Here is a 21,095-nt window from a genome sequence, read left to right as displayed (position 1 = left end):
CTACGACGCGCTCGAATTCATCTCGACAAAAGCGCCGTTGAGCGCCGTTCGGATCGGCGCCGACCACGACAACTCGAACACGCGGTCGCGTGCCATGCCGAGCCTGTTCCACGTCGGAATGCTGCGGTAATCGCCCCCCGCCCCAATGGGTCGCAGGATCGGGTTGCTGTAGGACGCGCCTTTGTCGTCCGAGAAGCGCAGGCTGATCTGAGGCGGTTGGTCGAGGGTCGAACCGTCCAGCGTGCCGGACTGAATGTCCGCGATGAACCGTTCGTAGAAGACGCGGTTGCCGTCGTTGATGAGGTGCGGGAACGTGCGCAGGCGCAGGATCGGATTACCGGCATCCGTGAACACGTTCGGGTCGAGCGCGTAAAGCGTGCCGTTCTGCCAATCACCGCACAGGTTCTGGCCATAGGCGAAGGCGCAGCCGCGTGAGCGATGGCGGTTCTGGCCGCCGTTCTGGTCGGTCCACGCCAGTTCGTGCCACTGCTTGGTCGAAAGTTCGTAGGCCCAGGTCTTGTTCGCAGTCGGGAACGACAGAACGTAGAAGGCGTGTCCCTGCTGCTGGTAGCAGTGGCCTATCGCGTCATCGATCCGGGCATAGGACTGAAATTCGGCCTCGATGGCGTGGGTGGAGATCCGCGTGACCGAGTAGCCGGAGCCTTGGACGACGATCCCCTGCCCTTCCTTGTCCCGCGAGATCCAGAAGACCGACACATCCTGGGTTGTCACGCTGGCCGGCGCGACGCATCCGTGATCGATGAACGCGCCGGGCACGATGGCGAAGGTGAAATCCGCCGCGCCGTTGTTCGACCACACCTCCGCGGTGCGCGCCCCGATCAGCCAGAGATCGCGGTGGACCGTCGCCAACGCCACCATCTTATCGGCCTGTCCCGCCTTGCGCGCGATGTCGAGGGGGTCGAAGGCGGCATAGGTCGCGTCCGGATTGATCGTCCCCTGCGTCAGGTTCGCGAAACTGACCTGCGACAGCGAAATGTAGAATTGAGCGGTGCCGGGCTTGTCGAAGATGAAATAGGTATCGAGGCAGACATTGAACGCCGCTCCGTAGAACGCTTCATCCGTGATCTGCCCGAACTCGCGGCTCGTCATGTCGATGACGTAGCCTCGGGCGCCATCGGTGAGCACGATCACGTCGCCATTGTCGGAAAACTGGATCTGGCTGATGCCGTCCACAATCCGTCCGACGAGCGTCCAATTGAACTCACTGTCGATGAAGAACACCTGACCGGACACGACTTGGTACAGGTCGCCGTTCGTGGCGGCGTAAAGCCCGCGGCACGGTCCGACATAGGGAGGAATGCCGACCTGTCGCAGCCCCGCAGTCGGGTAGTGCGTGACCGGCACCGGAGCGTCGCCGGGGGCGGGGGCGATCTCTGGGAATAGGTTCACCGACCGTTGTGCGCTCGCGATGACGCTGCGCGACTGATAGGCGCCGCCTGTAAGGGTCACGCGCGCCATCAGTACGGCTGCCCGGAGTAGATGTTGAAGCGGGCGGGCGCCGTAGTCAGCGTGTCGGGCATGCTCAACGTGCCGATCTGGCCGTTCGCCACCTTGACCGTGTTCAGGGATGCGCGCGCCAGCGCCGTCATCGTCGGGTCCGGCGCCTTCTGGTAAGACGGACGAAGACGAGCCGCGAGGTTGTAAAGCAGCGCCTCGGCGTACTCATCCGGCAGCACGATATCCGTCGTCAGATCGGGGAATGCCGACAGGGTGGCCTGCACGACGATGTGAATTTCGCCGGTTGAGGGCGCCGGCCACACGTAGAGCGTCCCGACCGGAAAGTCGGCGTCGAGGTAGACCGCCGCCGGGAAGCCCGGGGCACCCTTCAATGCGAGGCCGGCGTAGTCCTCGCGGCTGCGAATGACGCTCAGCGGGACATCGACCGCGTTCGCCGCCTCGCGGATCTGAGGCCCGAAATCTGCGCTGAAGTCGAGCGAGAAATCCGGCGCGATGCGTTGTCCGGGGTTGATCCGGAAATAGGCGCTTTCGATCTTGGTGATGCGGCCGGATGTGGCGAATTCGAAATTCGGCCCGATCCGGTATGCCGTAGCCCCGGTGGCGGGAGCCGAAACATCGACCAGATGGTAAACCATCCAGCGCTTTCGGTTCCACTGCGCCAGCATCATGTTGAGGTCGAGGAACGCGTCGTTCACGTCCTCGGCCTGAGGCGTCACGCCGACGCCCAGGACACCCGTCTTCTTCAACGCTTGCGTGATGAGGTCGAGCGGGGTCATGGGCGTCCGCCTTCGTTGGCCTTAGACGGGCTCGATGTTGCCGGCGTCCATGCTCTCCTGCGCCTGGACGGAAAGGCGCACGGGAGCGTTCTCGTCCTGCTTCTCCGCGATGCCGTCGAGCTTGGCGCGGGTGTTGTGATGGATCACGAGCTGCGCCTCGCGGTCGGTGCGGTGCATGTCCGCCTCGCCGGGGGTATCGAACCAGTCGTGCTCCGGCTGGAACAGGCTGGCCGCCTCGTTCGGGTCGTTGGCGGCCTTGGCGCCGAGGACGGGATGATACTTCGTCTTCGGAAAGCCCGCGAACGAAGCGCGCGTGTTGCCGGAGAGAACGGCCGCGGCCTCGGTGCGAACCGGTTCCTCACGCTCTTCCTCGGGCTGCTTAGACGCCTCGACGTTGGCCTTGGCGATCTCCTGCTGGCTCTTCACCTGCTGAGCCACATCGCTCGGGGAAAGGTCGCCGCTGCGGGTCGTGCTGCCCTGCGGGATGACGGGATCGTTCTTCGATGCCATGACGGCTACTCCTGAGTTTCGGTGAGACGGTTGACGGAGCCGGGCGGTCGGCCGCGGCGCTTGCGAGGCTCATCGGCAGGATCGCCGGCCTCGGTGTCGTCGGATTGGACGGCCTCGGACGCGTTGGCCTCGCCGAAGGGGGCCTCATTGACGCCGAGGGCGGTCATGAGCGGGGCCAATTCGGCGCGAACGATGGCCTGAAGGATCGGCGCGAGGATCGCCCCGTCGAAGCCGGGATGCGTGCTCAGTTCCTCGCGGAGCATCGCGCGCATGGTCCCGGCGTCGATTGGCCCAGGCGGGTCCACCCGCTTCTGAGCCATGAGCGGATCACCCGCGTTTGCCTGAGTGACCATGCGCCCGCCGTCAGGGTGGGCGCGGTGGACATCGCCGGGAGACGACGACCACCCCGCATAGGAATGCGCATGTTCGTGGGCACTCTGGACGATAGCTACACGGCCATCGTCGTTATAAAGCATTCGCGGGTAGTCCATTTAAGTATTCCTTAGATCATACTGCGTCGGCAATTACGGTAGCAAATTCCGGCCGCAGTGCCGCGTACCCGTAGAGGATGTCTAGACGGGTGATGAACTGGTCAGAGTTGATGTTGTAGCCTCGCACCATGCGGAGCGAGATGCCGTCGAAGGTGGCGCGGGCGGCTCGATCCACACCACCGGGGAGTTCCAGATCGGCGGTCGCCATCGTCACGGCCTGCTTACCCATGGCGATGTTCTTCCGGTACACCTCGCCTGCGTTGAACGGGGAGGTGATGGCGGCGCCGTTGGCCGGGGACGAGTCAACGGTCTGGTAGGGCACGGCGATGCCGCCCACCGGGGGGATGAGCGCCGGGTAGATCGGCAGGCTGGTCGAGCCGGTCGGGACGTTGGCGGTGATCAGGAAGGTGGCGAGGCGCCCGGTAGACTGCTTGGTCACGCGGTTGACCGAGTAGACGCCCGCGAAGCGGACGTAATCGCCCTTGTTGAGCGGGCCGGCGGTAGCGGACACGGTGATGTTCGAGCCGGACTGATTGGCCCCATTCACGGTCGGCAGCGCGCCGTAGGCGCCGGTCACATGGTTCAGAACCGTCTGATCCATCATGTAGTCGAAGCCGATGGCGTCGTTCGTCATCGTGCCAGTGCGATACTGCTCACCGATCTTCTGCTGGTTGTTGAACAGACCGGACAGCGCCGACACGGTGCGCGCCTGCGTCTCCGGCGAGAACACGATCTTGCGCTCGCCAGGGCCACGCCGAACACCGTAGTGATCGAGGCGGGCGCCGGCATCGAGGAACGTCGCGAGGTTCGGCGAGAGCGTGGCATTTGTGGCCGGGTCGGCATTGCGCGACACGGACGGGATGGTTTCCGCCAAGGTCATGATGTCGGCTGCGACGGCGCCCGCGAGGTTGTTCATCATCGGGGCGAGAATGCGCTCGCCGAAGTCGTCCAAGCTGAGCGCCATGTCCGCCGAGGAGAACGACACGTCCACACCCTTCTGCTGCGAGATCGTCAGCGGCGTGGTGTTCTCAACGGTATCCTGCGGAACGGCGGTCGGGCCGGAGCGGACGACGTAATCGTTCGGCAGGCGGATGCGCAGCGTGGAGCCGATCTTGGCGCCGACGCGGGCGTACTGGTCGTCGTACTGACGGTCGATGCCCTGCAAAAAAGCGTTCGAGTTGATGAAGCGGTTCAGCGCCTCGCGCGTGATCTGCTGTAGGGTAAGGAGATTGTTTGCCATGATTTGGCGAGCCTCATGTGCCGGCCCTGGCGCGTCGCGTCACAGGGCGAAAAGGGTGCGGTCCTTCGTCCGCGGTTCAGGCCCGGTCTCGATCCGGAGTGCTGCGAGGGAGGGCACGGCTTTGACCCGCCGAGGTGGGTGGTGGCCCGGTGCGTGAGGTCCGGAGAGAGGCACGCGAAGAGCACGGCTTGCCCTGCCGAGAAGGGTCTTGAGGGCGGGAAGCGCCGGGGCGCCTACTTGATCTCGCCGCGACGACGCCGCGCGAACCACTCATCATCCGACAGTTTGTCAGGGTCGGTGATCTCGTTGCGCCCGCCATTGCTGCCGACAGGCGCGATGGGCGGCGGGGCCTTGGACAGGGCCTTGGGCGGCGGCGGGGCGCTCAGCTTGTCGGAAAGACGGGCAAGCGCGATGGCCTGCTGACGCTCGGGCATCTGCAAGATGCGCTCGTACTCCTCCGGATTGGTGCCGAGGTGGTAGAGCGTCTTGTGCGCGTTGCCCGCGTCGATAGCCGCCTGCGCCAGCGCAGGATCGAGGCCGCCGAACGCGCGGAAGGTGGACAGCGCGTCGTTGAAATCGGCGTATTCCTTCGCACCCTGCTCCACGACGGTGTTGCAGGCTTGATCGAAGGCGCGTCGCGCGACGATGGCCGCGGCGCGGGCGTTGAGGGCAGCGTCGTCGCCTTCGGGCCGACGCTGCGGCTGTTGCTCGGCCTGCTGCTCTTCCTCGCCGCCAGCCACACGGCGCAACCGCGCTTCCAATTCAGCGGCGCGGCGCTCGGCGGCCTCGGCCCGACGCGCTTCCTCATGGCGCTGACGCGTCATCTCATCGAAGCGACGCTGCAGCCATTCCGGGGTCTTGGCGCGCTCAGGCTTAGCCTCAGGCTCAGCAGCGGCTTCCGCCTCGCCGGACGTGGCTTCCTCGCCCTCGGGGCGATCAGCGCCGTCCTGGGACTCCTGGGGCGATCCCTCGGGGGTTTGAGATGCAGGCGTAGCTTCGCGATCCGCCTCGGGGGCGGCTTCGGTTTCGTTGTCGAGCATGGGTATCCCAAGGGGTCTAGCCCGGATTTGCCGTCCGGTCGGCTTTGCGGCCCGAAGGCCGAAACTCACTGGGCGCGAGGCGCCAAGAAGGGTTGAAGCTGATTGGCCTGCGCTTCACCGGGCTGCATCATGCTCGCCGCCGCAGCGCCGCCGCCGATGAGGCCGGCTAGTCCGTACTTGCGCAGGATGCTCACGATGTCGTCGGAGAAGGTGACGTAATTGCGAGAACCGTCGCCAGCGAGCCGCGAGCCGCCATCAAGGTACTGAATGCCGGGAACGCCGGCCTCACGAAGACGCAGCGCGGCGGCAGCAGACGACCCGAAATCAGGCTCAATCAGACCACCCATATCAGAGCCAGGGATTGGCGAGCGGTCACGGATGGCCGCATAGGCGTCGCCACCCGTTGCGTCGGAGCGAAGCCGTGCGCCCATGTCGCCTGCGAGGTCACGGACGCGGGGCTGCGCGGCAAGAAGCGCGTCCCAATTCAGCATCTTAGCTGGGTCGGCGTCGATGGCGACCTCGTACATGCGGCCAGGGTTCTTGCCGGCACCGTATTGAAGTCGCCCACTCGCCAGAATTTCGCGCGCGTCAGCGCCTTGCGGGGCGTGCTGCGGCATGTACTGAAGCATCGTGTCGAGGTGCTGACGTGCCACGGCAGGGTTGCCGTGCGCAGCATCCATTACGGCAGCAGCCAAGTCAGCAGCGGACTGCGGCTGTGATGTGTTGGCGGCAAAGGGATTTCTATCAAGGGTAAATTGGGGGCGAGCGCTGAGGATATCGCGATAGTGCTGAGCGACCCCTTCATTCCCAGCAAAATAAAGCCCGTGCCCATAAGCTTGGGCGCCCTCCCCCGTGCCGATCTTTGACAGGCTGAACTTGTCGAAATCGTGCGGTGAACCATGATAGGCGCGGATCGGGCCAGAGCCCAACGCTGTCTCCCCCTGGCGAACAGCCGCGCCGCCGAGGCCGCCCGTCATCGCCAGACCAGCGATGCCGTTAGCCGCGTCCATCGCTTCCTGGCTGACGTGGCCGGTCGCGGGGTCGAAGACACCCTTCTCACCGCGCGCCACCTGACCGGGGAAAAGCGACGCATCGTAGGCGCCCAGCACCGCCTGCGGCAGCGCCACGGTCATCCGACCCTCGTCCGTGATGCCGAGCGGCAACAGGTTCGCCCGCGTCGTCACCTCGCCGGTCGGCGCGGACGTGATGACGGGCTTGCCGGTCACGTCGTCCAACACGGAGCGGCGCAGAAGCGATTGGCCGAGGTACTTCGACAGCAGGTTCCCTTGGGCCTGCTGCACCTCGGGGCTGAAGAGGTCGAGAAGACGGTTCTCGGCCATAGATCAGGCTGGCCCCATCCCCGGCTGCGGCATTTCCTGAGGGGCCGGCATCCCCTGAGGCGGCATGGGGGGCATCTGCGGCGCCTGTTCCGTGCCAGCGTCCTGATCCGCATCGCCCGGCAGGCCGGGTTGCATCATCTCAAGCAGCAGTTTGCGGAAGACCATCCGCATCGCGTCGGGATCGGTCGCCCCGACTACCTTCAGGCGATCCGTCTCTGCGCGGTAGCTATCGAGGGCATGGCCGTCCTCGGCGCGGTCGTTCTTTTGCTGCAGGGCGTCGTGCTGCTCTTGGATCCGCTGCATCGCCTGCCCGAGTGCCGTGTGAAGCTGCTGAACCTGCTGCTGCAACTGCTCTTCGGCTGGCGGCGTACCCTGCCCGAGGATGGCGGGCGGGATGGTGCGCTTGATCCGCTCCACAAGCTCGTCGGCACCGGGGAAGTCAGCGTTCTTGAACAGGATGTCGCCCGCGATCTTGGCGAGTTCCTGGTTCTGCTGCAGGATCTGCGACATGGCGTTGAACGCCTCCTGCCGCCGGGTCGCGAAGGCCGGACCGACATCCGCCTCGACGGCGTACCGACCCACGTTCGGGTTGAAGATCGTCGCCACCTTGTCGCGCAGATCCGGATCGGCTTGGGCGCGCTTCAGATCCTCGTCCGAGGCCGGCCGCCCCGCCACCATCTTCTGCACCGGCTTATCGGCATCGGGCGCCACCTGAACGTCGCTCTGATCCCCGCTCTCGGCCATGATCTTCACGACGCGTTCGGTGTCGTAGACCTTCGGGATGAGGTCGATCATGATGCGGCCGGTGAACCGGATGGCTTGCGCAAGGTGGTCGATGTAGTGGTAGGTCGCGTTGTCGCCCTGGCGCTGGCGCTGCTGGATCGCGACGCCGCTGCGCTCGTTCGAAGGGGCGCCCATCTCGGCCTGATACTGTCCGGAAACGAGCATCAGTTCATTCGAGGCGGTCTGCATCCCGGTGAGGTAGGCGGACGACTGAACCGGCGGCTGCGCGCGTTGCGGCGACGAAATCGGCGTGCCGTCCTCCGCGACGTCGTTCCACGGCAGGACGGAATAGTTCTCCCGGTTCGCGTTGTTCCAGTATTGCTCATAGCCCTCGATGGCGCGAGCGGGGGCCATGAACGGGCTCTTGCCCTGCAGGGCTCCGAACTCGGCCGCGGCCGACGTCCAGAAGTTGTACATCCGCTGTGCGTCCTTCATCGCGCGGGTGTGTCCCTTGCGATCCAGAACGCCGTCGATGACGGTCTCTTCCCCGATCACCCGCACGAGAGGGACGAACTGGCCGGGCCACACGTTGCGGTCCACGATGCGCGAGCCCGCGATCTTGAACCACTGCACCTCGAACCGTTTGGTCGGGCGCTCGGCGCGAACGCGGGTTTCTTTCTCCGCATCGAATTGCTCGCGCAGATCCGGGGGGATGTCGCTGCGCAGCAGGCTCGTGCCATCGTCCAGGGCATAGAGCGTGTCGGCGATCTCCCGGCGACGATAGTATTCGCAGATCCGGACGTGATCCTTGGTGTCCCAGGAGTTGCCCTCGTCGCACAAGGCGCGGGAGCCCACGACGTCCTTCCACTGCGGGTGCTCGGTCTTGAACAGGTCGGTCGGCACGTCCTGAAACACGAAGCCGAACCGCGCGTCGGAACCGTCGAAATCCTTGATGTCCGGGTCGAGGTAGACCGAGAGTGGGTCCGCCACACGCTGGATCTTGATGTCCTGATCGAACGAGGTCGGGTCGATATACTCGGTCAGGATGCGCCAGTAGCCCCAGCCGCCATAGATCTGGTGCCGGGATGCAGCCTCATAGGCTTCGGTCGCGTTTGAACGGTATTCGATATGCCGAACGATGCCCTCGAAGATCTTGGCGCTGTCGTAGGTCGCGCCGTCGCCGACCGGGCGGATTTCGATCCCGGCCTTGTTCTGGCGCGCGTCGTTCAGGATCTGCAGGTTGTGCTGCCGGACCTTGTTGATGGTCAGGCAGGGGCGCGGGCCGTTCGGGTCGTTGACCCGGCTCTGAACCTGCTGCTCGTCCCACTGGTACTGGTTATCGCTGTCGCCTTCCGCGAACTTCTGGTCGGCATTCCAGCGGTCGCGCGCCTCGGCCTCCCAGTCCTGGCAAGCCTTGAAACGCTTCTGCGCCTCGCGGACGATCTCCCTCTCTTCTGCGGTTTCGCGGGGCATCAGCGACGCGGCGCCTTATATTCGAGGCAGTACACCACTTCCTCGCCCTCGGTCTGAACGCGCACGGCCGGCATCTGCCGCGGCAGCTTGCGGCGGTCGCTCTCGGCGTGGTGCTCGGCCATAATCATGTCGGCGCGCAGTTGCGTGAGCGGCGCATCGGCCGGCATGCGAACGGCGGTGGTGAAGAGGATGGGGCGGGGCATTAAACCAAAACCAGCCCTTCAAAAAATGCGGCGATGGTTTCTCTTTGAATGCGCCCCCCAAATTCGCCCATCATCATGCGAAGGAGCAGCCCGTGCAGGGGGTTGTCTTGTTCAATCATCAGGCGCTGCGCACAATACGCGGAGACGTCGGCTCTACCTCATCGAGCGCAAGAACGCGCCGCGCCCAGACATCGCCGAACGAGGCGCGCAGACGAAGATCAACTTCTTGCGTCAAGCTTAGGCCGTGGCGCTCAGCGGAAGACGCAACCTGCTCTTGGATCTTCGTTGATAGTCTCATGCTTTTGCTGCGAGCCGGACCAGTCACGTTCTTCTTCATCATCACTCACCCCATCCAAGCGGTCGGAGACGCGGCGCCACGGTTCAGATCCAGCTTCGGCCGCGCCTTGACCTTCGGCGCCGCCAGCGACATCGCGAGCCCGCGAAATGCGTCGGCGCAATGCGAGTGCTCGTCGTGCAGCGGGTTTTTGCTGAACAGCTTCGTGTCCGGATCCACGTCGTAACGGTAGTGCCGGAGGTGGTTCAGGCCGTCAGCGCAGCGCTCTTCATCGAACCAGAGCGACGGGAAGAGCGTTCGGGCCGCGTTGATGCCGTCGAGGACAGCGCGGCGGGGCTGCACGATCACCGTGCGCCCAGCGGTTCGCATCATCTGCGCGATGGTTCGGCCGTTGGCCCCAAGCGTCGTGGCGTCGGCGTCGTGCGGCAGGTAGTCGGTGCCGTAGACGTAGGGCTTGGCCTGCATGGCCCGCAGAATGTCGGGAATGGCTGTCTGCGCGACTTCCATGTAGTCGAGAACGCGGTATTCGAGCCCGACCGCCTGCGCGAACCAGATCGCCGTGCTGTCGGCCCAACCCAAGTCCCAGAAGGTGTGAACCGGCTTCGTCCGGTCGTAGGGAACACGGGTGATGCGGCCTTCCTCGGTCGCGGCGCGCATTTCCTTCGCGTAGATCGCCCCGTCGAGCATCTGGCGGGTGTGGCCCTGCCAGATGTTGAGATAGGCATCGGGGTCGCGCGCCGCGAGTTCGTCCTTTTCCTTCCGCAAAACCTCGGGGAACCACGGGTTGTCGGACCAGTTCAGCGGGACGACCTTCGCGCCGGCCGGAGGGCGCAGCACGAAGCGCTGATAAGTCGGATCAGTGTCCAATTCCGGGTTGAACGTCACCCAAATTTCCGAACCGTCTTTGCGGATCGTCGGAATGAGCTTGGACCACGACGCGTTTGAGACGGTCTGGGCTTCCTCGACCCAGCAGACGTCGATCCCTTCCGTAGACTTCAAACTGTCGATCTTGTGCCGGAGGCCGGAAAAGATGAACTCCGAGCCGTTGCGGCCGATGATGCGCTTGTCCTGGACCTCGAACGCGCTTTTCAGACCCAACTCATCAATCTGGTTCGACAGCAGTTGGTGAACGCTCTCGTTGATGGAATTCTGGAACTCGCGGGCGCAGAGAACGCGCATCGGGCGAACGGCGGCCTGAATGACGAGCGCCCTGGCCGCGCCCCACGACTTGGCCCCGCCACGACCGCCGTAGAGCACTTTGTAGCGGGCCGGCTCGAACAGGAACGCCAGCTTTTCGGGGAAGTCGGCGCTAGTTTTGCCCATGAGCGGGACGCTCACTGCGTCGGATCGGCCACGAACAGGTTGACCTGCACGCCGCTCGCCGCGGTGCCGAAAATGTCGTAGCCCACGAGGCCGGTGAGGGTGCTTAGCGCCGCCGGCAGGGTCCGCGACCGCTGAGCCTTGATCGTCACGGCGGTGTGGGTATCCAAACCGTTCGCCGTGGTCCACGTCCGCCCGGTGATCTGCACGATGATCGGAGAGCCCGTGTCCTGCACCATGTAGGCGATCACGGGCACCTGACCGGACGGCACGGTGATGGGCCGGGCGAAAGTGAACGTCGCGGTGCCATCCGCCGCGGTCGTCATCACCGTTCTCTGGATGCGCGCGGCATGGGTGTGGTCGGCGCGAGCGTAGGCAGTGGACGTGCCGGGTGTGCCGTCGAGGGCAGTCGCCGGCGGCGCCACGCCTGATGCCGGGGGAACCTGCGTCGCCCGCGCCAGTCCCGACAGATCGGGGGTCACGTCGAGCCCGGCGAGCGCCCGTCCTGCCATCAGGCCGAAGACGGCGCCAGCGGCGATAGAGAAGGCGATCCGGCGCATGGCCTGCCTCGTCATGACGGATAAGCGAACCCGGCGGGCGGCGTGCCGTCCTGCGTCACGGTCCACTGAGAGCCGCCGTTGGCGTTCACCGCACCGAAGAACGGCGCCGTACCGGCATCGAATGTTTGACCGCCGACGCCCGTCGCCGGGTTGGCGGTCGTGCTGCCGTTCCACGAGGCGGGCGTGCCATTGGTGACGCTGCGTGCCCAGAGCAACTTCGCCGTGCCGTCGTAGGCGATTTCGACGCGGTCGCCGGGGTTGTAGGCGTTCACGCTGAGCTGATGGTCGGGGAAGATTAGCGTCCCGACCTTGTAGTAGCCCATCGTGAAGTTGCGACCGCCGAAGTAGCCTTGGTCGATGCCCGCCGAGGCGTTGGCGAGGCCGAACCCGCCGGGGTCGCTCGGGCCCGAGTTGTAGTAGGCCGCGACGAACGACTTCCCGCTGGGACAGGCTTTGTTGAAGCGGGTCTGCTTGTCGCTGCCGGTCCCGCCGTTCTTCGCGGTCAGGTTGTTGTTCGAGAGCGTGATCGCCGTCGAGGTGAAGGCCGGATCCCACGTCAGCGATGGCGCCGGGGTCGCCGGGTTCAGGAAACGGAAGCCGGGGCGGAAGCCGGGCGGCAGTGGCCGCGAGGGGAGAGCGTCGGCCCCAGACGCGATCAGCCCGCAGGCGCCGGCCAGCAGCCCGCGACGGGAGATCATTTCTGGTACTCGGTGACGACGCAGGTCTGCGCTGCCGCGGTGTAGGCGGTCAGTGCGGTCAGGGTGGCGACCGGCGGCGTGAAGTACGGCGCGGTGCCGGACGGGATGAACAGGGAGCCGTTGCCGACCGACGCGCCGGCCAGGGTGGCGCCCGTCTCGCTGATGCTGACCCCGCCCGACGCGCACTGGATGCCGAGCGCGATGCGGTTCGGGTTGGCCGCCGCGATCTGCGTCGAGACGTTGGCCGAGAGCGTGGTCGAGGTGACGGTGATCGCGCCGGGGCTCGACGTCGGCGTAGCGACGGCGGACTGGCCGTTGACGAGCGCCTGGGCGTGCGCGGCGACAGGCGCCAGCAGGCAGAAGCCGGCGAGAAGGAGGCGGGAGAGCTTCATCGCAGCAGCCCTCAGTTCAGCGTGTAGCCGTCGAGTAGCGATACCGTCGCCGCGGTCGTGCCGTTGATGAACGAGGCGGTAAACGTCCCGCCGAGTGCCGGCACTTTCAGGGTCACGGCAGTGTTCGCGGTGACGGCCTGGGTGATGGCGTAGGCGCCGTTGCTGATGCTCAGCGTGCCGCCCGCGGTGCTGAACACCTGCGCTTGGAAGTAGCCATACGGCGAGGGCGAGGCATTCGGGACGTTGCCCCGAGCCGTGCCGGTCAGCGTGGCGCTCGCGGCGACGCTCTGGCTCACGCCCTCGGCATACCAGACCGAGCCTTGGATCTTAGCCGTCGCCGCATTGAACTGGCCGTAGAGCCCCTTGAGGGCGGCGACGATGGACGAATTGCCGGAACCGCCGTAGGCCGTGTCCGCCGTCGTCCCGAGCGCGGCGATCTCGCTGGACTGGTTGGCGGCCGTCGAGGCGCCGGTCGGCAGCGGCAGGGCCGTCGCGCTGATGGGCTGCGTGGTCGCGCTACTGTCGGTCTTCACCGCCGTCGCGTTGCCGCCGATGACCGCGGCGGTGTTCTGGACGGCGAACGTGCCGGCGTTGGTGACGGCGCCGGAGATGACCCACGGCGACGTGCCCTGATTGGCGGTGACGGTGCCGGAGACGGCCTGCGTCGCGGGGAAGTTCGAGACGCTGACCGATCCGCCCGGCGACAGGATCAGGCGCCCGTTGCTGTCGAGCGCAACATAGCCAACCTGCGCGTTCGAGAACGTGGGCAGCGTCGAGTTGTACTGGCCGACGAAGCCGTTGACCGGAACACCGCCCGTGATGCCTTGAATGGCCTGTGCCGCACCACCATTCTGGCCAGCAGGCGTGACCGAGCCGGTCGCACCTCCGCCGCCGCCGCTCCCACCGCCGGAGACGTACAGCGGGTTCGTTGACGTGCCGAGCGGCTGACCGCGCAAGTCATACAGCGACACGCCGGCATATTGCTGTTGGGCGAGGGCAGGACTGGCGAGGCCGACGGCGAGGGCCGCGGCCAGGATGAGGCGCTTGAGCATGGGGTGGTCCGTTCAGGCGCCCGAGGTCTGGGCTTCGAGTGCGGCCTTCATCTCGGCCATGCCGCGCAGATGGGCGGCGATGATGGTCTCAAGGGACACGCGGGCGATGGCAGTAAGCGCGTGGGCGTGACCGGTCGTGCGGCCGGCCTCTTGCGCGTGCATGATGAGGTCGGCGATGGCGGCCTCGATATCGGCGGGGAGGGTCATTCCTCCCCCGGCTTCACAAACCGGATCTCGACAAGCGAGCGGATCGCCCCGCCTTCACCGTCACCGTCGATGGGCTGAGTGGGCTTGCCCCAGGCGCGGTCAAGAATGGCATTGGCCGACGCGCCGCGGGCCGCTGGCGGCGCAGCCTTGTCACGCATGATCTCGGCATGCGTCTCAATGGCTTCGACGGTCAGTGACCGAGCCAATTCCCGCACTTCGGCTGGGATTTTAGGGCGGCCGTTCGGGTTGCCGGACTTCCCCGGCTCAAAAGGGGTGCCAATCATGCTGTTTTCACGCTGTTCGCAGCGCGCTTCTTCGCCTTCTTCGCCATCACCGGCTCATCGCCGACCCGCACCACGCACACCGGCCCGCTGGAGGCCCATGCGATGCGAAGGAAGCCGTCAGGAGCGGGATCGACGGGCCGCTTGGTGTCAGTCACCCGCGAACAGCCCGAGGCCCGCCACGAGCCACGCAATCGCAAATTTGGCCGGCAGGGTAAGCCAGCGGAAGATAGCGGTGAGGGTGGGTATCAGGGCATCTCGAAAATCAAAACGCCGATGGCCAGAAGCCAAGCGATGAACAGCACATCGGCCACCATCACCGGCTCCCCCATGAACGCCGCGAAGCAACGATGCAGCCCACGACCGAAGCGAAAAACATCCCGAGGCCAAATCCCGATACAAAATCCGGCGTCGGCATCACTCGCCCTTGATCGCGCCGAACCGCCGGTCATACTCGGCCTTCCAGTCGCCCAAGAACCACGTCTGACCTTCGGCCGGGGTGATCTTGCCTTGGCAGACCAGCTTCTTGCAGAGCCCTTCGAGGCGATTCTTATCGACCTGGTTGTAGGCGCCCGTGTTCTTTTGTGGCCAGAGGTTGGCGGCCACGTTCGAGCCACCGCACTCAATCGGAACCCGGTCGTCCAGATCGCAGCCAGACGCCGCACACCATGCAGAGTGATGCGTCGGCAGGCCGTATGCCTTGTAGACCGCGTTCTTCTCGGCGGTTGTGGCGTGGCGGCGCTCGGTCGTGCGGTGGTGACAGATCACGTCCACCGATTGCGTCTCAACCGCCCCCGGCGTCAGAGCCGGATCGGGCTCCGTCCCGTCGCTCTCGACGGCCCAGGCATGGGTGGAAAGCCCTGCCACGAGGGCCAGAGCGAGGGGGAGGCGCATTGGGTTTCCGGGAGTGGGGGTCGGTGCGGCCGTGGCTTCGGGGGCGACCCGGCGGACGGCTGGTTAAGCCCCACCTCTGGGGTACCGCATTGAACTCTTTGCCCGCGCTTGGCGCGTCTGGGCGGAATTTTGGGGAGCGTCAGGGAGAGACTTGCTCGATCCCTGAATAGCATCCGCAGGGCGCGACGGTTGCATTTCTGCCACACCGAAGTCCCTGCGTCGCTCACGGTTACTAGGCCGCGCGCACCTTGTCAACACTCACGGTTGCGCGGTGTTGCTTTCCCAAAGCGGAAAAAACGACCTCGATCCGCTGTGCCGGCAGCGTGTTGAGCAGCCGACCCACGAACGCCTCGATCTCAGCCGTGCCGAAATCGACCCGTACGGGCTGCCCTTCACGAAACCGGGGCTGAGCCGCCTTGCTGAACGCGTCGGCCGCCACGGCGGCCATGAGGCGATGGATGGCCCTGTCCGGCACGGGCCTCGGCTCCCCAGCAGACGAGATGACGCCACTGACGCCGGTTACGGCGCGGATCGGGTACCACGACGCGCCATGCGGGATGCCGACGAACAGGTAGCGCGGGAAGACGGGGCGCTCCACGAGCATCCGTTGCCGATGCTTGACCATCTCGACCATGCCGGTCGGAAGCAGCACCGGGTAATCGAGCGCAGCCAAGGCGTCGCGCACGGCGACCTCGGCATTGGGCGCCGTATGGGCGGCGATCCAGATGCGGATCGGGTTCTCAGTCTCACTCATCACGGCGGCCTCTCTCGGGGTCGCCGCGGTCACGGTCGGGAATGCGCGGGAGAGATGATAGCGCGGCCCATGTGGGAAGCAATCCCACGGATGCCGCGAAACGAGGTTAGGGGGTTTCTACCCTTTCTACCCCCCTAGAGAGAAAATATGAGAGAAAGAGCATGCCCAAAAGGTGAACATCCAAGGTAGAGGGTAGGGGTGGGGTAGTAAGGTATTAACTAGAAAAAAATCTTTTTTCTCTATATATATCAATTATCTAAGTCCGGAGGTTTCTACCCTTTTCCACATGGGTAGAAAGGGGTACTAACCTCAATGGCCAAGCTTAGAGCCTGGGGTAGTAACCCCCACTAACCCCCCTTTCTACCCCCCGATTTTGGGCAGTAAAAAGCCCGCCAGAGGCGGGCTTGAAGGGGCGGTTTTCGGGCCGGTCAAGCCTGCTTGGGCCGCTTGCTCTTGGCCCCTTGCGGGGCGGGTTTTTCAGCAGCCTCCGCGATCTCCGCGAGCCGACGGTGGATGTCGCCCAGCATGCCATTCTGCTCTTCCAACATGACCGCGACCATCTGCACGGCCTTGATGAGTTGGTCGGCCTGTTCCTCGCGCATCGTTCAATGCCCCTTCACGTAGACGTAGGTCGTCCTAGGGCGCCCGCCCTTGGTCCCTGCTGACGGCTTCTCCTCGCGGATCTCAATGCTCTCGGCTTCCGCGAGGTTAGCGATGATGCCGGATAGCTCGCGGGCCTGGATCCGATTGTCCACGCGCCGGTAGAGATCCATGCGCGAGATACCCTGCCCCCGCCCCTTGCGGATGATGTCGAGCACGAGCTTGGCGTTCGCCTGATGCTCGTTCTCGGCCATGTGGTTGCGCAGACCGTCCACGAACGAGGCCATCGACCAGTCGATGAGGTTCGAAGCGAATGTCACGTCCTGGATCTCGATCCGGCATCGTCCCATGTCGCGCCAGTGCCGACCGCAGGCGAGGATGGCCGCCATGCGCTTCACCATCTCACCGGCCCGCGCGTAGACCTCAAGCACGGGGTCGGTATCCGACTGCACGATCATGGCTCGCGCCTTGGCCTGCGCTTCCTTCAGCGCGGCCTCCGCCTCCGGCGTCGCCGGCACGATGAACGCAGGCGGCGGGCGCTCCGCGTCGTCGGCGAGCGAGGAGAAGGCTTGCAGTTGCTTGCGGTCCTGCCACGTCCGAAGGGTCTGAAGGGCCTCCGCGAAAACGGGAGGCACGGCATCGGCCGGCAATGGGTCTTCAATCGGCGCGACGCGGTTGTGGCGTTGAAGCACGAGGAAGCGGTTCAGGAAGCCCCCCGCGACCTGGGCCGACCGGAGTTGCGAGAAAAAGTTCGTCGGCGTGGTCGCCCCATAGAACGTGAGGCAGGGGCGGTGGATCACCGTGTCGGTGCGGGTGGTGACGCCCTCCGGCTCGAACGAGCCCATATTCTTGCCCCAGACGGAGCAGTAGTCGTCCAGAAGCGACATTTCCTGGGACGAGGAGTTGCGCGCCACGAACTTGCGCAGCACCTTGCCGACCTCATCGATGACCTGAACCTGTGTCGGCTGCTCCGAGAGCGTCATGCCGAGTTTCGCCGCCGAGGAGACGGCCGATTTCAGCAGGTGGCCCAGCCCCGCCTCCCGATAGAGCACCTTGACGGCCTCCTGCGGCCAGTCCTTGCCCCCGCCCGTGGGGGCGATGGTCAGCCAGTACAGCGACGTGGAGGACCGCGGCACTCCCGTGTAGACCTGCCGTCCCACGGCACCGCCCACCGCCGTCAGCGCGGCGGCCGTCGCGAACAGACGGCACGGATACATGGAAGTCGCCATGATCCAGTCGGCGATGTCACCGATCAGGCCCGGCACGCGCAACGCCTCGTCGGGGTAATCCTGCGACGGGACCACCTCCACGGACGCGGGCGGGATGACCTCGCCCGTCTCCTCATCGATTACCGTGCCGTCCGGCTCGCGGCGAACCTGCCGCGTCAACAGCGCCGCAGCGATCTCCGCGCCAGTTCCATCATCTCCGACCTGCCAGCCGAAGCTCTCGGGATCCTTGCCCATCTGCTGGCAAAGCCAGCGTGCGGCCGCAAGCGGATCGCGCTCGAACCCGTACTCAATGACCAGATCGATGGGAGTCCGCGCCCCTTGGCGCGGGTCGCCCATATCGCCCACACCCCAGTCTCGAATACCTTTCGGCGCGATGGACAGGTCTTCCTCCAAATTGCGGCCGAGCGATTTGGACGATACCCGGAACGCCCCCGTGCCGGGGTGGAAGCGCGCGGCCGCGCCGAATACGGCAGGAACCCAAGCATGCAGGGCCTCCAACGCCGCGCCGTTGACGTTGCGGAAGAACGGCGTTCCGCCCTCTGCTAAGGCGGTCGGCAGGCTTGTCATTGTGCCTGATGCGATAGGCCCAAGCAGATCAGGCTTCGGCGCGTTCTCCGCATCGTATCTGGCCACGGCCTCGCGCAGAACGGTGATCGTGCGTTCCGCCGCCTGAACGACATCGGGCGTCCCCGGCAAATGCCAGCCGGTAATGGTGAGGTAGCGGCCGCGCCCGTACATCTCGACGCCGACCGGATCGCGCTTGAGAGCGGCCGCGATCTTGCCCGTGGCGATGATCCGCAGGCCGCATTCGGACGGCGTGACCTCGCAATAGGTTTCGGCCAGATCCACGACCTGCCGCGCCATCGGCGAAAGCTCACCCGTGTTAGGATCGCGGCAGTGATCGAGATCGATCCCCGTCAGATCGTCGTCGTCCGCCAAGACGAAGCCGATGCCATCGAAGCGGTTACGCTCCGCACGGGCCACCGCCTGATCATAGGTGCCCCAATTCGAGGGGTTTGCCGTGCTGGCCTTGAAGCCGGTGCTCGGCTGGTATGGCACCTTGGTCGGTTTCGGGCCGCCACGGTCTTCATAGCGCCAGCACACCCATTGGCGACGCGACTTTAGCCGCTGGATTGCGGGAATGTCCGGCAGATCAGAGTAGGTACAGGGCCGCGCGACGGCAGCCGGATCGAATGGAAACCCGAGCGCGGCCATCACGCTGCCTCGCTGTGTTCGGCCTCTTCCACGGCCTGATGCGCGGGGATGACGTCTGGCTGGGCCGGGCGATCACCACCGATCTCGGCCCGGATGCCGGCGCCGAAATCCTCCACGATCAGGCGGCAGACGTGCTGCCATTCCTCCGGATGCAGAAGGGCGAGATCGGTGCGCCCCAAGCTGTCGAGATAGGCCCCTGCCCTTCCCTGTGACGCGCGCCGCAGCGCGCCTTGCTCATATCGGTCGAACTCGCGCACTGGCATGCGACTGGCCCTCATTCCGTGACCGCCGTCGGTGCACTGCTGGCACAGCCATCCGACGCGGGTGCCTTTCATCACCCCGAGGCCGTCCGCCCGCCGTCGGCAGACGAAGCAGCACTCGGGGTCATCCATGTTCGCGATCACGCCGCCTCGGCGGGGATCACCGCGCGGGGAGACCAGCCGCTCGCCGCCGCAAAGCGGTAGCCGACCACCTCCCAGAACTTGCCGTTCTGCCGGACCTGGATCTGGTCGGGCCAGATGAGGCCGGAGGCTCTGGCAAGCCCCTCCGCCACCGTGCCCGGCGCGTCCCCGCCGCCCATCCTGCGCCACCACTCGCCCGCCTTGCGGCGCGCGGTGCCCTGATGCTCAAGGCACACCCAGACGCGGTGCGTGGCGATCCCGCAGTGGAATTCTGCGCGCAGGCTGTCGGGTGAGCCGACCTTCTGATGCCGCGCGAAGGCGACGGCGCTGACGTCGAGCCACGGCGGCCCGTCGGTCGAGAGGATGGTGTGGGTCGCGTCCGCCACGGCGTCGTGCTTCGGCGCCTCGTCGCGGATCCATTCATGGCCGCAGGTCACGCATTCCCGTGCGTTCAGCGGGTTCAGCGACTGGCAGGCCGGGCACTCCTTCGCCCTGACCTCATCCTCGCCGTCCTTGCCCTTCTTCGCCTTCGGCGCCCCCCGCGCCGTGATCGCGTCGATCGGCCCATGCGCCTTCACGCAGCCGGCATAATCTAGGATCAGCGCGTCGGTCTTGCCGGGCGCCTTGCGCAGGGCCCGGCCGACCATCTGCACGTACAGGCCGGTGCTCTGGGTCGGGCGCAGGAGGGCCAGCATATCGACCTGGGGCACATTGAACCCCGTGGTCAGCACCGACACCGACGTGAGGCAGCGGATCCGTCCGGCCTTGAACGCGCCGATGATCCGGTCGCGCTCGCCCGCGGGCGTTTCCCCCGTGACCGTCTCCGCGGTGAAGCCGGCCTCGCGGATCGCGTCGCGGACGTGCAGGGCATGGGCGACGCCCGCGCAGAACGCGAGCCATGCCCTCCTCTCGGCGCCGAACTGCACCATTTCCGCCACCGCGGCGCGGGTGATGTGATCGTGGTCCACCGCCGCCGCCAACTGGCCCGGCACGAAGTCGCCCCCGCGCTTGGCCACGCCCGTCGTGTCGAGTTGCGTGAACGTCGCCTTGGACACGAGCGGCGACAGGTAGCTTTCACGGATCAGGTCGCCCACGTTGGCGTCGTAGACCACGCGGTCGAAGATCGCGCCGTCACCCTCATCCAGTCGCCCGCTGTCGAGGCGGTACGGCGTGGCCGTCGTGCCGACCACGCGCATGTCGGGCGTCAGGTCGCGCAGGTCGGCGAGGAACCGGCCATAGGACGTGTCGGACGAGCGCGGGATTAGGTGAGCTTCGTCTACGATGATGACGTCGAAGGCGCCGAGTTGCCGGACCTTTCGAAACACGCTCTGGATCGACATGAACAGGATCCGCGAGCGCGTGTCACGCCGACCCAGCCCCGCGGAGTAGATCCCGGCTGGCGCAGCCGGCCAGTAGCCCAGCAACTCCTTGAAGTTCTGAGCCACCAGTTCGCGGGTGTGCGTCACGATCCCGATCCGGAGATCGGGCCAGCGCGCCAGGAGTTCGCTCGTGAGCGCGGCGATGACGAGCGCCTTGCCGGCGCCCGTCGGCAGGACAATGAGGCCGTTGCCGCCGCCGTCCTGCCAGTACGCGTAGAGCGCGTCCAGGCTATCGCGTTGGTAGTCGCGGAGGGTCAGCATGGCTGAGCTTCCCGCGTGCTGTTCCAGATCGTCTCGTCCGGCGTGACGACCAGCCAAGAGTGCTGGCAAAGGCGCTCACGTAAGAGGTCAGCCAATTCAATGGCCTTGCTCTGCGTGCGATGCGATCCGGCCGGAAAGCGCGGATAGTCCAATAATCCGACGCGGACCCCGACTTCGGCGCCTCCCGTGTAGATGAATTCCGTGGGCTCGACGGTGACGCACAACCCTTGCCTGCAAAATTCACGGCAGACTTGGCGAGCCATCGTAAGGTCGCCAGCAATG

26 protein-coding genes are annotated in these 21,095 nt (G+C 65.7%); all 26 read right to left on the bottom strand.

The annotated features are described in order from the left end of the window. On the bottom strand, positions 1-1,479 hold the full coding sequence (locus tag MFF22_RS09410) for a packaged DNA stabilization protein (RefSeq protein ID WP_238248710.1): 1,479 nt from the start codon (positions 1,477-1,479) through the stop codon (positions 1-3). Further along, positions 1,479-2,255: a phage adaptor protein gene (locus MFF22_RS09405; RefSeq protein ID WP_238248709.1), complete on the bottom strand. Its 777-nt coding sequence runs from the start codon at positions 2,253-2,255 to the stop codon at positions 1,479-1,481. Before MFF22_RS09405 ends, MFF22_RS09410 begins: the two co-directional genes overlap by 1 nt. Before the next feature lie 21 nt (positions 2,256-2,276). Beyond that, the gene (locus MFF22_RS09400; protein WP_238248708.1) at positions 2,277-2,765 is read right to left on the bottom strand and encodes a hypothetical protein; all 489 of its coding nucleotides are present in this window, start codon (positions 2,763-2,765) and stop codon (positions 2,277-2,279) included. 5 nt (positions 2,766-2,770) lie between these two features. Beyond that, positions 2,771-3,256 (bottom strand): hypothetical protein, encoded by a 486-nt coding sequence (locus MFF22_RS09395; RefSeq protein WP_238248707.1) that lies wholly within the window; start codon positions 3,254-3,256, stop codon positions 2,771-2,773. Positions 3,257-3,272: 16 nt separating this feature from the next. After that, the gene (locus MFF22_RS09390; protein ID WP_238248706.1) at positions 3,273-4,496 is read right to left on the bottom strand and encodes a P22 phage major capsid protein family protein; all 1,224 of its coding nucleotides are present in this window, start codon (positions 4,494-4,496) and stop codon (positions 3,273-3,275) included. A 233-nt stretch (positions 4,497-4,729) separates the two neighbouring features. Further along, positions 4,730-5,536 (bottom strand): hypothetical protein, encoded by an 807-nt coding sequence (locus tag MFF22_RS09385; RefSeq protein WP_238248705.1) that lies wholly within the window; start codon positions 5,534-5,536, stop codon positions 4,730-4,732. 65 nt (positions 5,537-5,601) lie between these two features. Further along, the gene (locus tag MFF22_RS09380; RefSeq protein ID WP_238248704.1) at positions 5,602-6,876 is read right to left on the bottom strand and encodes a hypothetical protein; all 1,275 of its coding nucleotides are present in this window, start codon (positions 6,874-6,876) and stop codon (positions 5,602-5,604) included. A 3-nt stretch (positions 6,877-6,879) separates the two neighbouring features. Continuing rightward, positions 6,880-9,072, bottom strand: coding sequence for a portal protein (locus MFF22_RS09375; protein ID WP_238248703.1), 2,193 nt, complete (start codon positions 9,070-9,072; stop codon positions 6,880-6,882). Continuing rightward, positions 9,072-9,275 carry a hypothetical protein gene (locus MFF22_RS09370; RefSeq protein ID WP_238248702.1) on the bottom strand — a complete coding sequence of 68 codons (204 nt, stop codon included), beginning with the start codon at positions 9,273-9,275 and terminating at the stop codon, positions 9,072-9,074. The genes MFF22_RS09375 and MFF22_RS09370 overlap by 1 nt, the downstream gene beginning before the upstream one ends. Before the next feature lie 118 nt (positions 9,276-9,393). Further along, positions 9,394-9,615, bottom strand: a complete 222-nt coding sequence (locus MFF22_RS09365; RefSeq protein WP_238248701.1) for a hypothetical protein — start codon at positions 9,613-9,615, stop codon at positions 9,394-9,396. 3 nt (positions 9,616-9,618) lie between these two features. Then, complete coding sequence (locus tag MFF22_RS09360) at positions 9,619-10,908, bottom strand: PBSX family phage terminase large subunit (RefSeq protein ID WP_238248700.1); 1,290 nt, start codon at positions 10,906-10,908, stop codon at positions 9,619-9,621. Continuing rightward, on the bottom strand, positions 10,905-11,450 hold the full coding sequence (locus tag MFF22_RS09355) for a hypothetical protein (RefSeq protein WP_238248699.1): 546 nt from the start codon (positions 11,448-11,450) through the stop codon (positions 10,905-10,907). Before MFF22_RS09355 ends, MFF22_RS09360 begins: the two co-directional genes overlap by 4 nt. 11 nt (positions 11,451-11,461) lie before the next feature. After that, the gene (locus MFF22_RS09350) at positions 11,462-12,148 is read right to left on the bottom strand and encodes a hypothetical protein (RefSeq protein ID WP_238248698.1); all 687 of its coding nucleotides are present in this window, start codon (positions 12,146-12,148) and stop codon (positions 11,462-11,464) included. Beyond that, positions 12,145-12,540, bottom strand: a complete 396-nt coding sequence (locus MFF22_RS09345) for a hypothetical protein (RefSeq protein WP_238248697.1) — start codon at positions 12,538-12,540, stop codon at positions 12,145-12,147. The genes MFF22_RS09350 and MFF22_RS09345 overlap by 4 nt, the downstream gene beginning before the upstream one ends. Before the next feature lie 11 nt (positions 12,541-12,551). Continuing rightward, positions 12,552-13,592: a hypothetical protein gene (locus tag MFF22_RS09340; RefSeq protein WP_238248696.1), complete on the bottom strand. Its 1,041-nt coding sequence runs from the start codon at positions 13,590-13,592 to the stop codon at positions 12,552-12,554. Between the two features lie 12 nt (positions 13,593-13,604). Continuing rightward, entirely contained in the window at positions 13,605-13,799 is a 195-nt protein-coding gene (locus MFF22_RS09335) for a hypothetical protein (RefSeq protein ID WP_238248695.1), read from the bottom strand. Next, positions 13,796-14,083 carry a DUF5681 domain-containing protein gene (locus MFF22_RS09330; protein WP_238248694.1) on the bottom strand — a complete coding sequence of 96 codons (288 nt, stop codon included), beginning with the start codon at positions 14,081-14,083 and terminating at the stop codon, positions 13,796-13,798. Before MFF22_RS09330 ends, MFF22_RS09335 begins: the two co-directional genes overlap by 4 nt. Further along, positions 14,080-14,238, bottom strand: coding sequence for a hypothetical protein (locus tag MFF22_RS09325; protein WP_238248693.1), 159 nt, complete (start codon positions 14,236-14,238; stop codon positions 14,080-14,082). Before MFF22_RS09325 ends, MFF22_RS09330 begins: the two co-directional genes overlap by 4 nt. Positions 14,239-14,328: 90 nt before the next feature. Further along, positions 14,329-14,532 (bottom strand): hypothetical protein, encoded by a 204-nt coding sequence (locus MFF22_RS09320; RefSeq protein WP_238248692.1) that lies wholly within the window; start codon positions 14,530-14,532, stop codon positions 14,329-14,331. Next, entirely contained in the window at positions 14,498-14,974 is a 477-nt protein-coding gene (locus tag MFF22_RS09315; protein ID WP_238248691.1) for a hypothetical protein, read from the bottom strand. The genes MFF22_RS09320 and MFF22_RS09315 overlap by 35 nt, the downstream gene beginning before the upstream one ends. Before the next feature lie 232 nt (positions 14,975-15,206). Next, positions 15,207-15,761 (bottom strand): transcription termination/antitermination protein NusG, encoded by a 555-nt coding sequence (gene nusG, locus MFF22_RS09310; RefSeq protein ID WP_238248690.1) that lies wholly within the window; start codon positions 15,759-15,761, stop codon positions 15,207-15,209. Positions 15,762-16,156: 395 nt separating this feature from the next. After that, entirely contained in the window at positions 16,157-16,330 is a 174-nt protein-coding gene (locus tag MFF22_RS09305; protein ID WP_238248689.1) for a hypothetical protein, read from the bottom strand. Positions 16,331-16,333: 3 nt separating this feature from the next. Continuing rightward, on the bottom strand, positions 16,334-18,772 hold the full coding sequence (locus MFF22_RS09300; protein WP_238248688.1) for a DUF3987 domain-containing protein: 2,439 nt from the start codon (positions 18,770-18,772) through the stop codon (positions 16,334-16,336). Beyond that, positions 18,772-19,176 carry a hypothetical protein gene (locus tag MFF22_RS09295; RefSeq protein WP_238248687.1) on the bottom strand — a complete coding sequence of 135 codons (405 nt, stop codon included), beginning with the start codon at positions 19,174-19,176 and terminating at the stop codon, positions 18,772-18,774. Before MFF22_RS09295 ends, MFF22_RS09300 begins: the two co-directional genes overlap by 1 nt. Then, positions 19,173-20,813, bottom strand: coding sequence for a DEAD/DEAH box helicase (locus MFF22_RS09290; protein ID WP_238248686.1), 1,641 nt, complete (start codon positions 20,811-20,813; stop codon positions 19,173-19,175). Before MFF22_RS09290 ends, MFF22_RS09295 begins: the two co-directional genes overlap by 4 nt. Then, complete coding sequence (locus MFF22_RS09285; protein WP_238248685.1) at positions 20,807-21,076, bottom strand: hypothetical protein; 270 nt, start codon at positions 21,074-21,076, stop codon at positions 20,807-20,809. The genes MFF22_RS09290 and MFF22_RS09285 overlap by 7 nt, the downstream gene beginning before the upstream one ends. Positions 21,077-21,095 lie beyond the last annotated feature (19 nt).

Origin of the sequence: Methylobacterium persicinum (assembly GCF_022179525.1) — a bacterium.
In the GTDB taxonomy this organism is placed as follows: domain Bacteria; phylum Pseudomonadota; class Alphaproteobacteria; order Rhizobiales; family Beijerinckiaceae; genus Methylobacterium; species Methylobacterium persicinum.
Note: the sequence above shows the minus strand (reverse complement) of the source record. Positions and strands in the feature narration are given on the sequence as shown.

Coding starts and splice junctions, on each gene's coding strand:
- MFF22_RS09410 (WP_238248710.1), bottom strand. CDS start 1,479: ATGGCGCGCGTGACCCTTACAGGCGGCGCCTATCAGTCGCGCAGCGTC.
- MFF22_RS09405 (WP_238248709.1), bottom strand. CDS start 2,255: ATGACCCCGCTCGACCTCATCACGCAAGCGTTGAAGAAGACGGGTGTC.
- MFF22_RS09400 (WP_238248708.1), bottom strand. CDS start 2,765: ATGGCATCGAAGAACGATCCCGTCATCCCGCAGGGCAGCACGACCCGC.
- MFF22_RS09395 (WP_238248707.1), bottom strand. CDS start 3,256: ATGGACTACCCGCGAATGCTTTATAACGACGATGGCCGTGTAGCTATC.
- MFF22_RS09390 (WP_238248706.1), bottom strand. CDS start 4,496: ATGGCAAACAATCTCCTTACCCTACAGCAGATCACGCGCGAGGCGCTG.
- MFF22_RS09385 (WP_238248705.1), bottom strand. CDS start 5,536: ATGCTCGACAACGAAACCGAAGCCGCCCCCGAGGCGGATCGCGAAGCT.
- MFF22_RS09380 (WP_238248704.1), bottom strand. CDS start 6,876: ATGGCCGAGAACCGTCTTCTCGACCTCTTCAGCCCCGAGGTGCAGCAG.
- MFF22_RS09375 (WP_238248703.1), bottom strand. CDS start 9,072: ATGCCCCGCGAAACCGCAGAAGAGAGGGAGATCGTCCGCGAGGCGCAG.
- MFF22_RS09370 (WP_238248702.1), bottom strand. CDS start 9,275: ATGCCCCGCCCCATCCTCTTCACCACCGCCGTTCGCATGCCGGCCGAT.
- MFF22_RS09365 (WP_238248701.1), bottom strand. CDS start 9,615: ATGATGAAGAAGAACGTGACTGGTCCGGCTCGCAGCAAAAGCATGAGA.
- MFF22_RS09355 (WP_238248699.1), bottom strand. CDS start 11,450: ATGCGCCGGATCGCCTTCTCTATCGCCGCTGGCGCCGTCTTCGGCCTG.
- MFF22_RS09350 (WP_238248698.1), bottom strand. CDS start 12,148: ATGATCTCCCGTCGCGGGCTGCTGGCCGGCGCCTGCGGGCTGATCGCG.
- MFF22_RS09345 (WP_238248697.1), bottom strand. CDS start 12,540: ATGAAGCTCTCCCGCCTCCTTCTCGCCGGCTTCTGCCTGCTGGCGCCT.
- MFF22_RS09340 (WP_238248696.1), bottom strand. CDS start 13,592: ATGCTCAAGCGCCTCATCCTGGCCGCGGCCCTCGCCGTCGGCCTCGCC.
- MFF22_RS09335 (WP_238248695.1), bottom strand. CDS start 13,799: ATGACCCTCCCCGCCGATATCGAGGCCGCCATCGCCGACCTCATCATG.
- MFF22_RS09330 (WP_238248694.1), bottom strand. CDS start 14,083: ATGATTGGCACCCCTTTTGAGCCGGGGAAGTCCGGCAACCCGAACGGC.
- MFF22_RS09320 (WP_238248692.1), bottom strand. CDS start 14,532: ATGACCGGCGGTTCGGCGCGATCAAGGGCGAGTGATGCCGACGCCGGA.
- MFF22_RS09315 (WP_238248691.1), bottom strand. CDS start 14,974: ATGCGCCTCCCCCTCGCTCTGGCCCTCGTGGCAGGGCTTTCCACCCAT.
- MFF22_RS09305 (WP_238248689.1), bottom strand. CDS start 16,330: ATGCGCGAGGAACAGGCCGACCAACTCATCAAGGCCGTGCAGATGGTC.
- MFF22_RS09300 (WP_238248688.1), bottom strand. CDS start 18,772: ATGGCCGCGCTCGGGTTTCCATTCGATCCGGCTGCCGTCGCGCGGCCC.
- MFF22_RS09290 (WP_238248686.1), bottom strand. CDS start 20,813: ATGCTGACCCTCCGCGACTACCAACGCGATAGCCTGGACGCGCTCTAC.
- MFF22_RS09285 (WP_238248685.1), bottom strand. CDS start 21,076: ATGGCTCGCCAAGTCTGCCGTGAATTTTGCAGGCAAGGGTTGTGCGTC.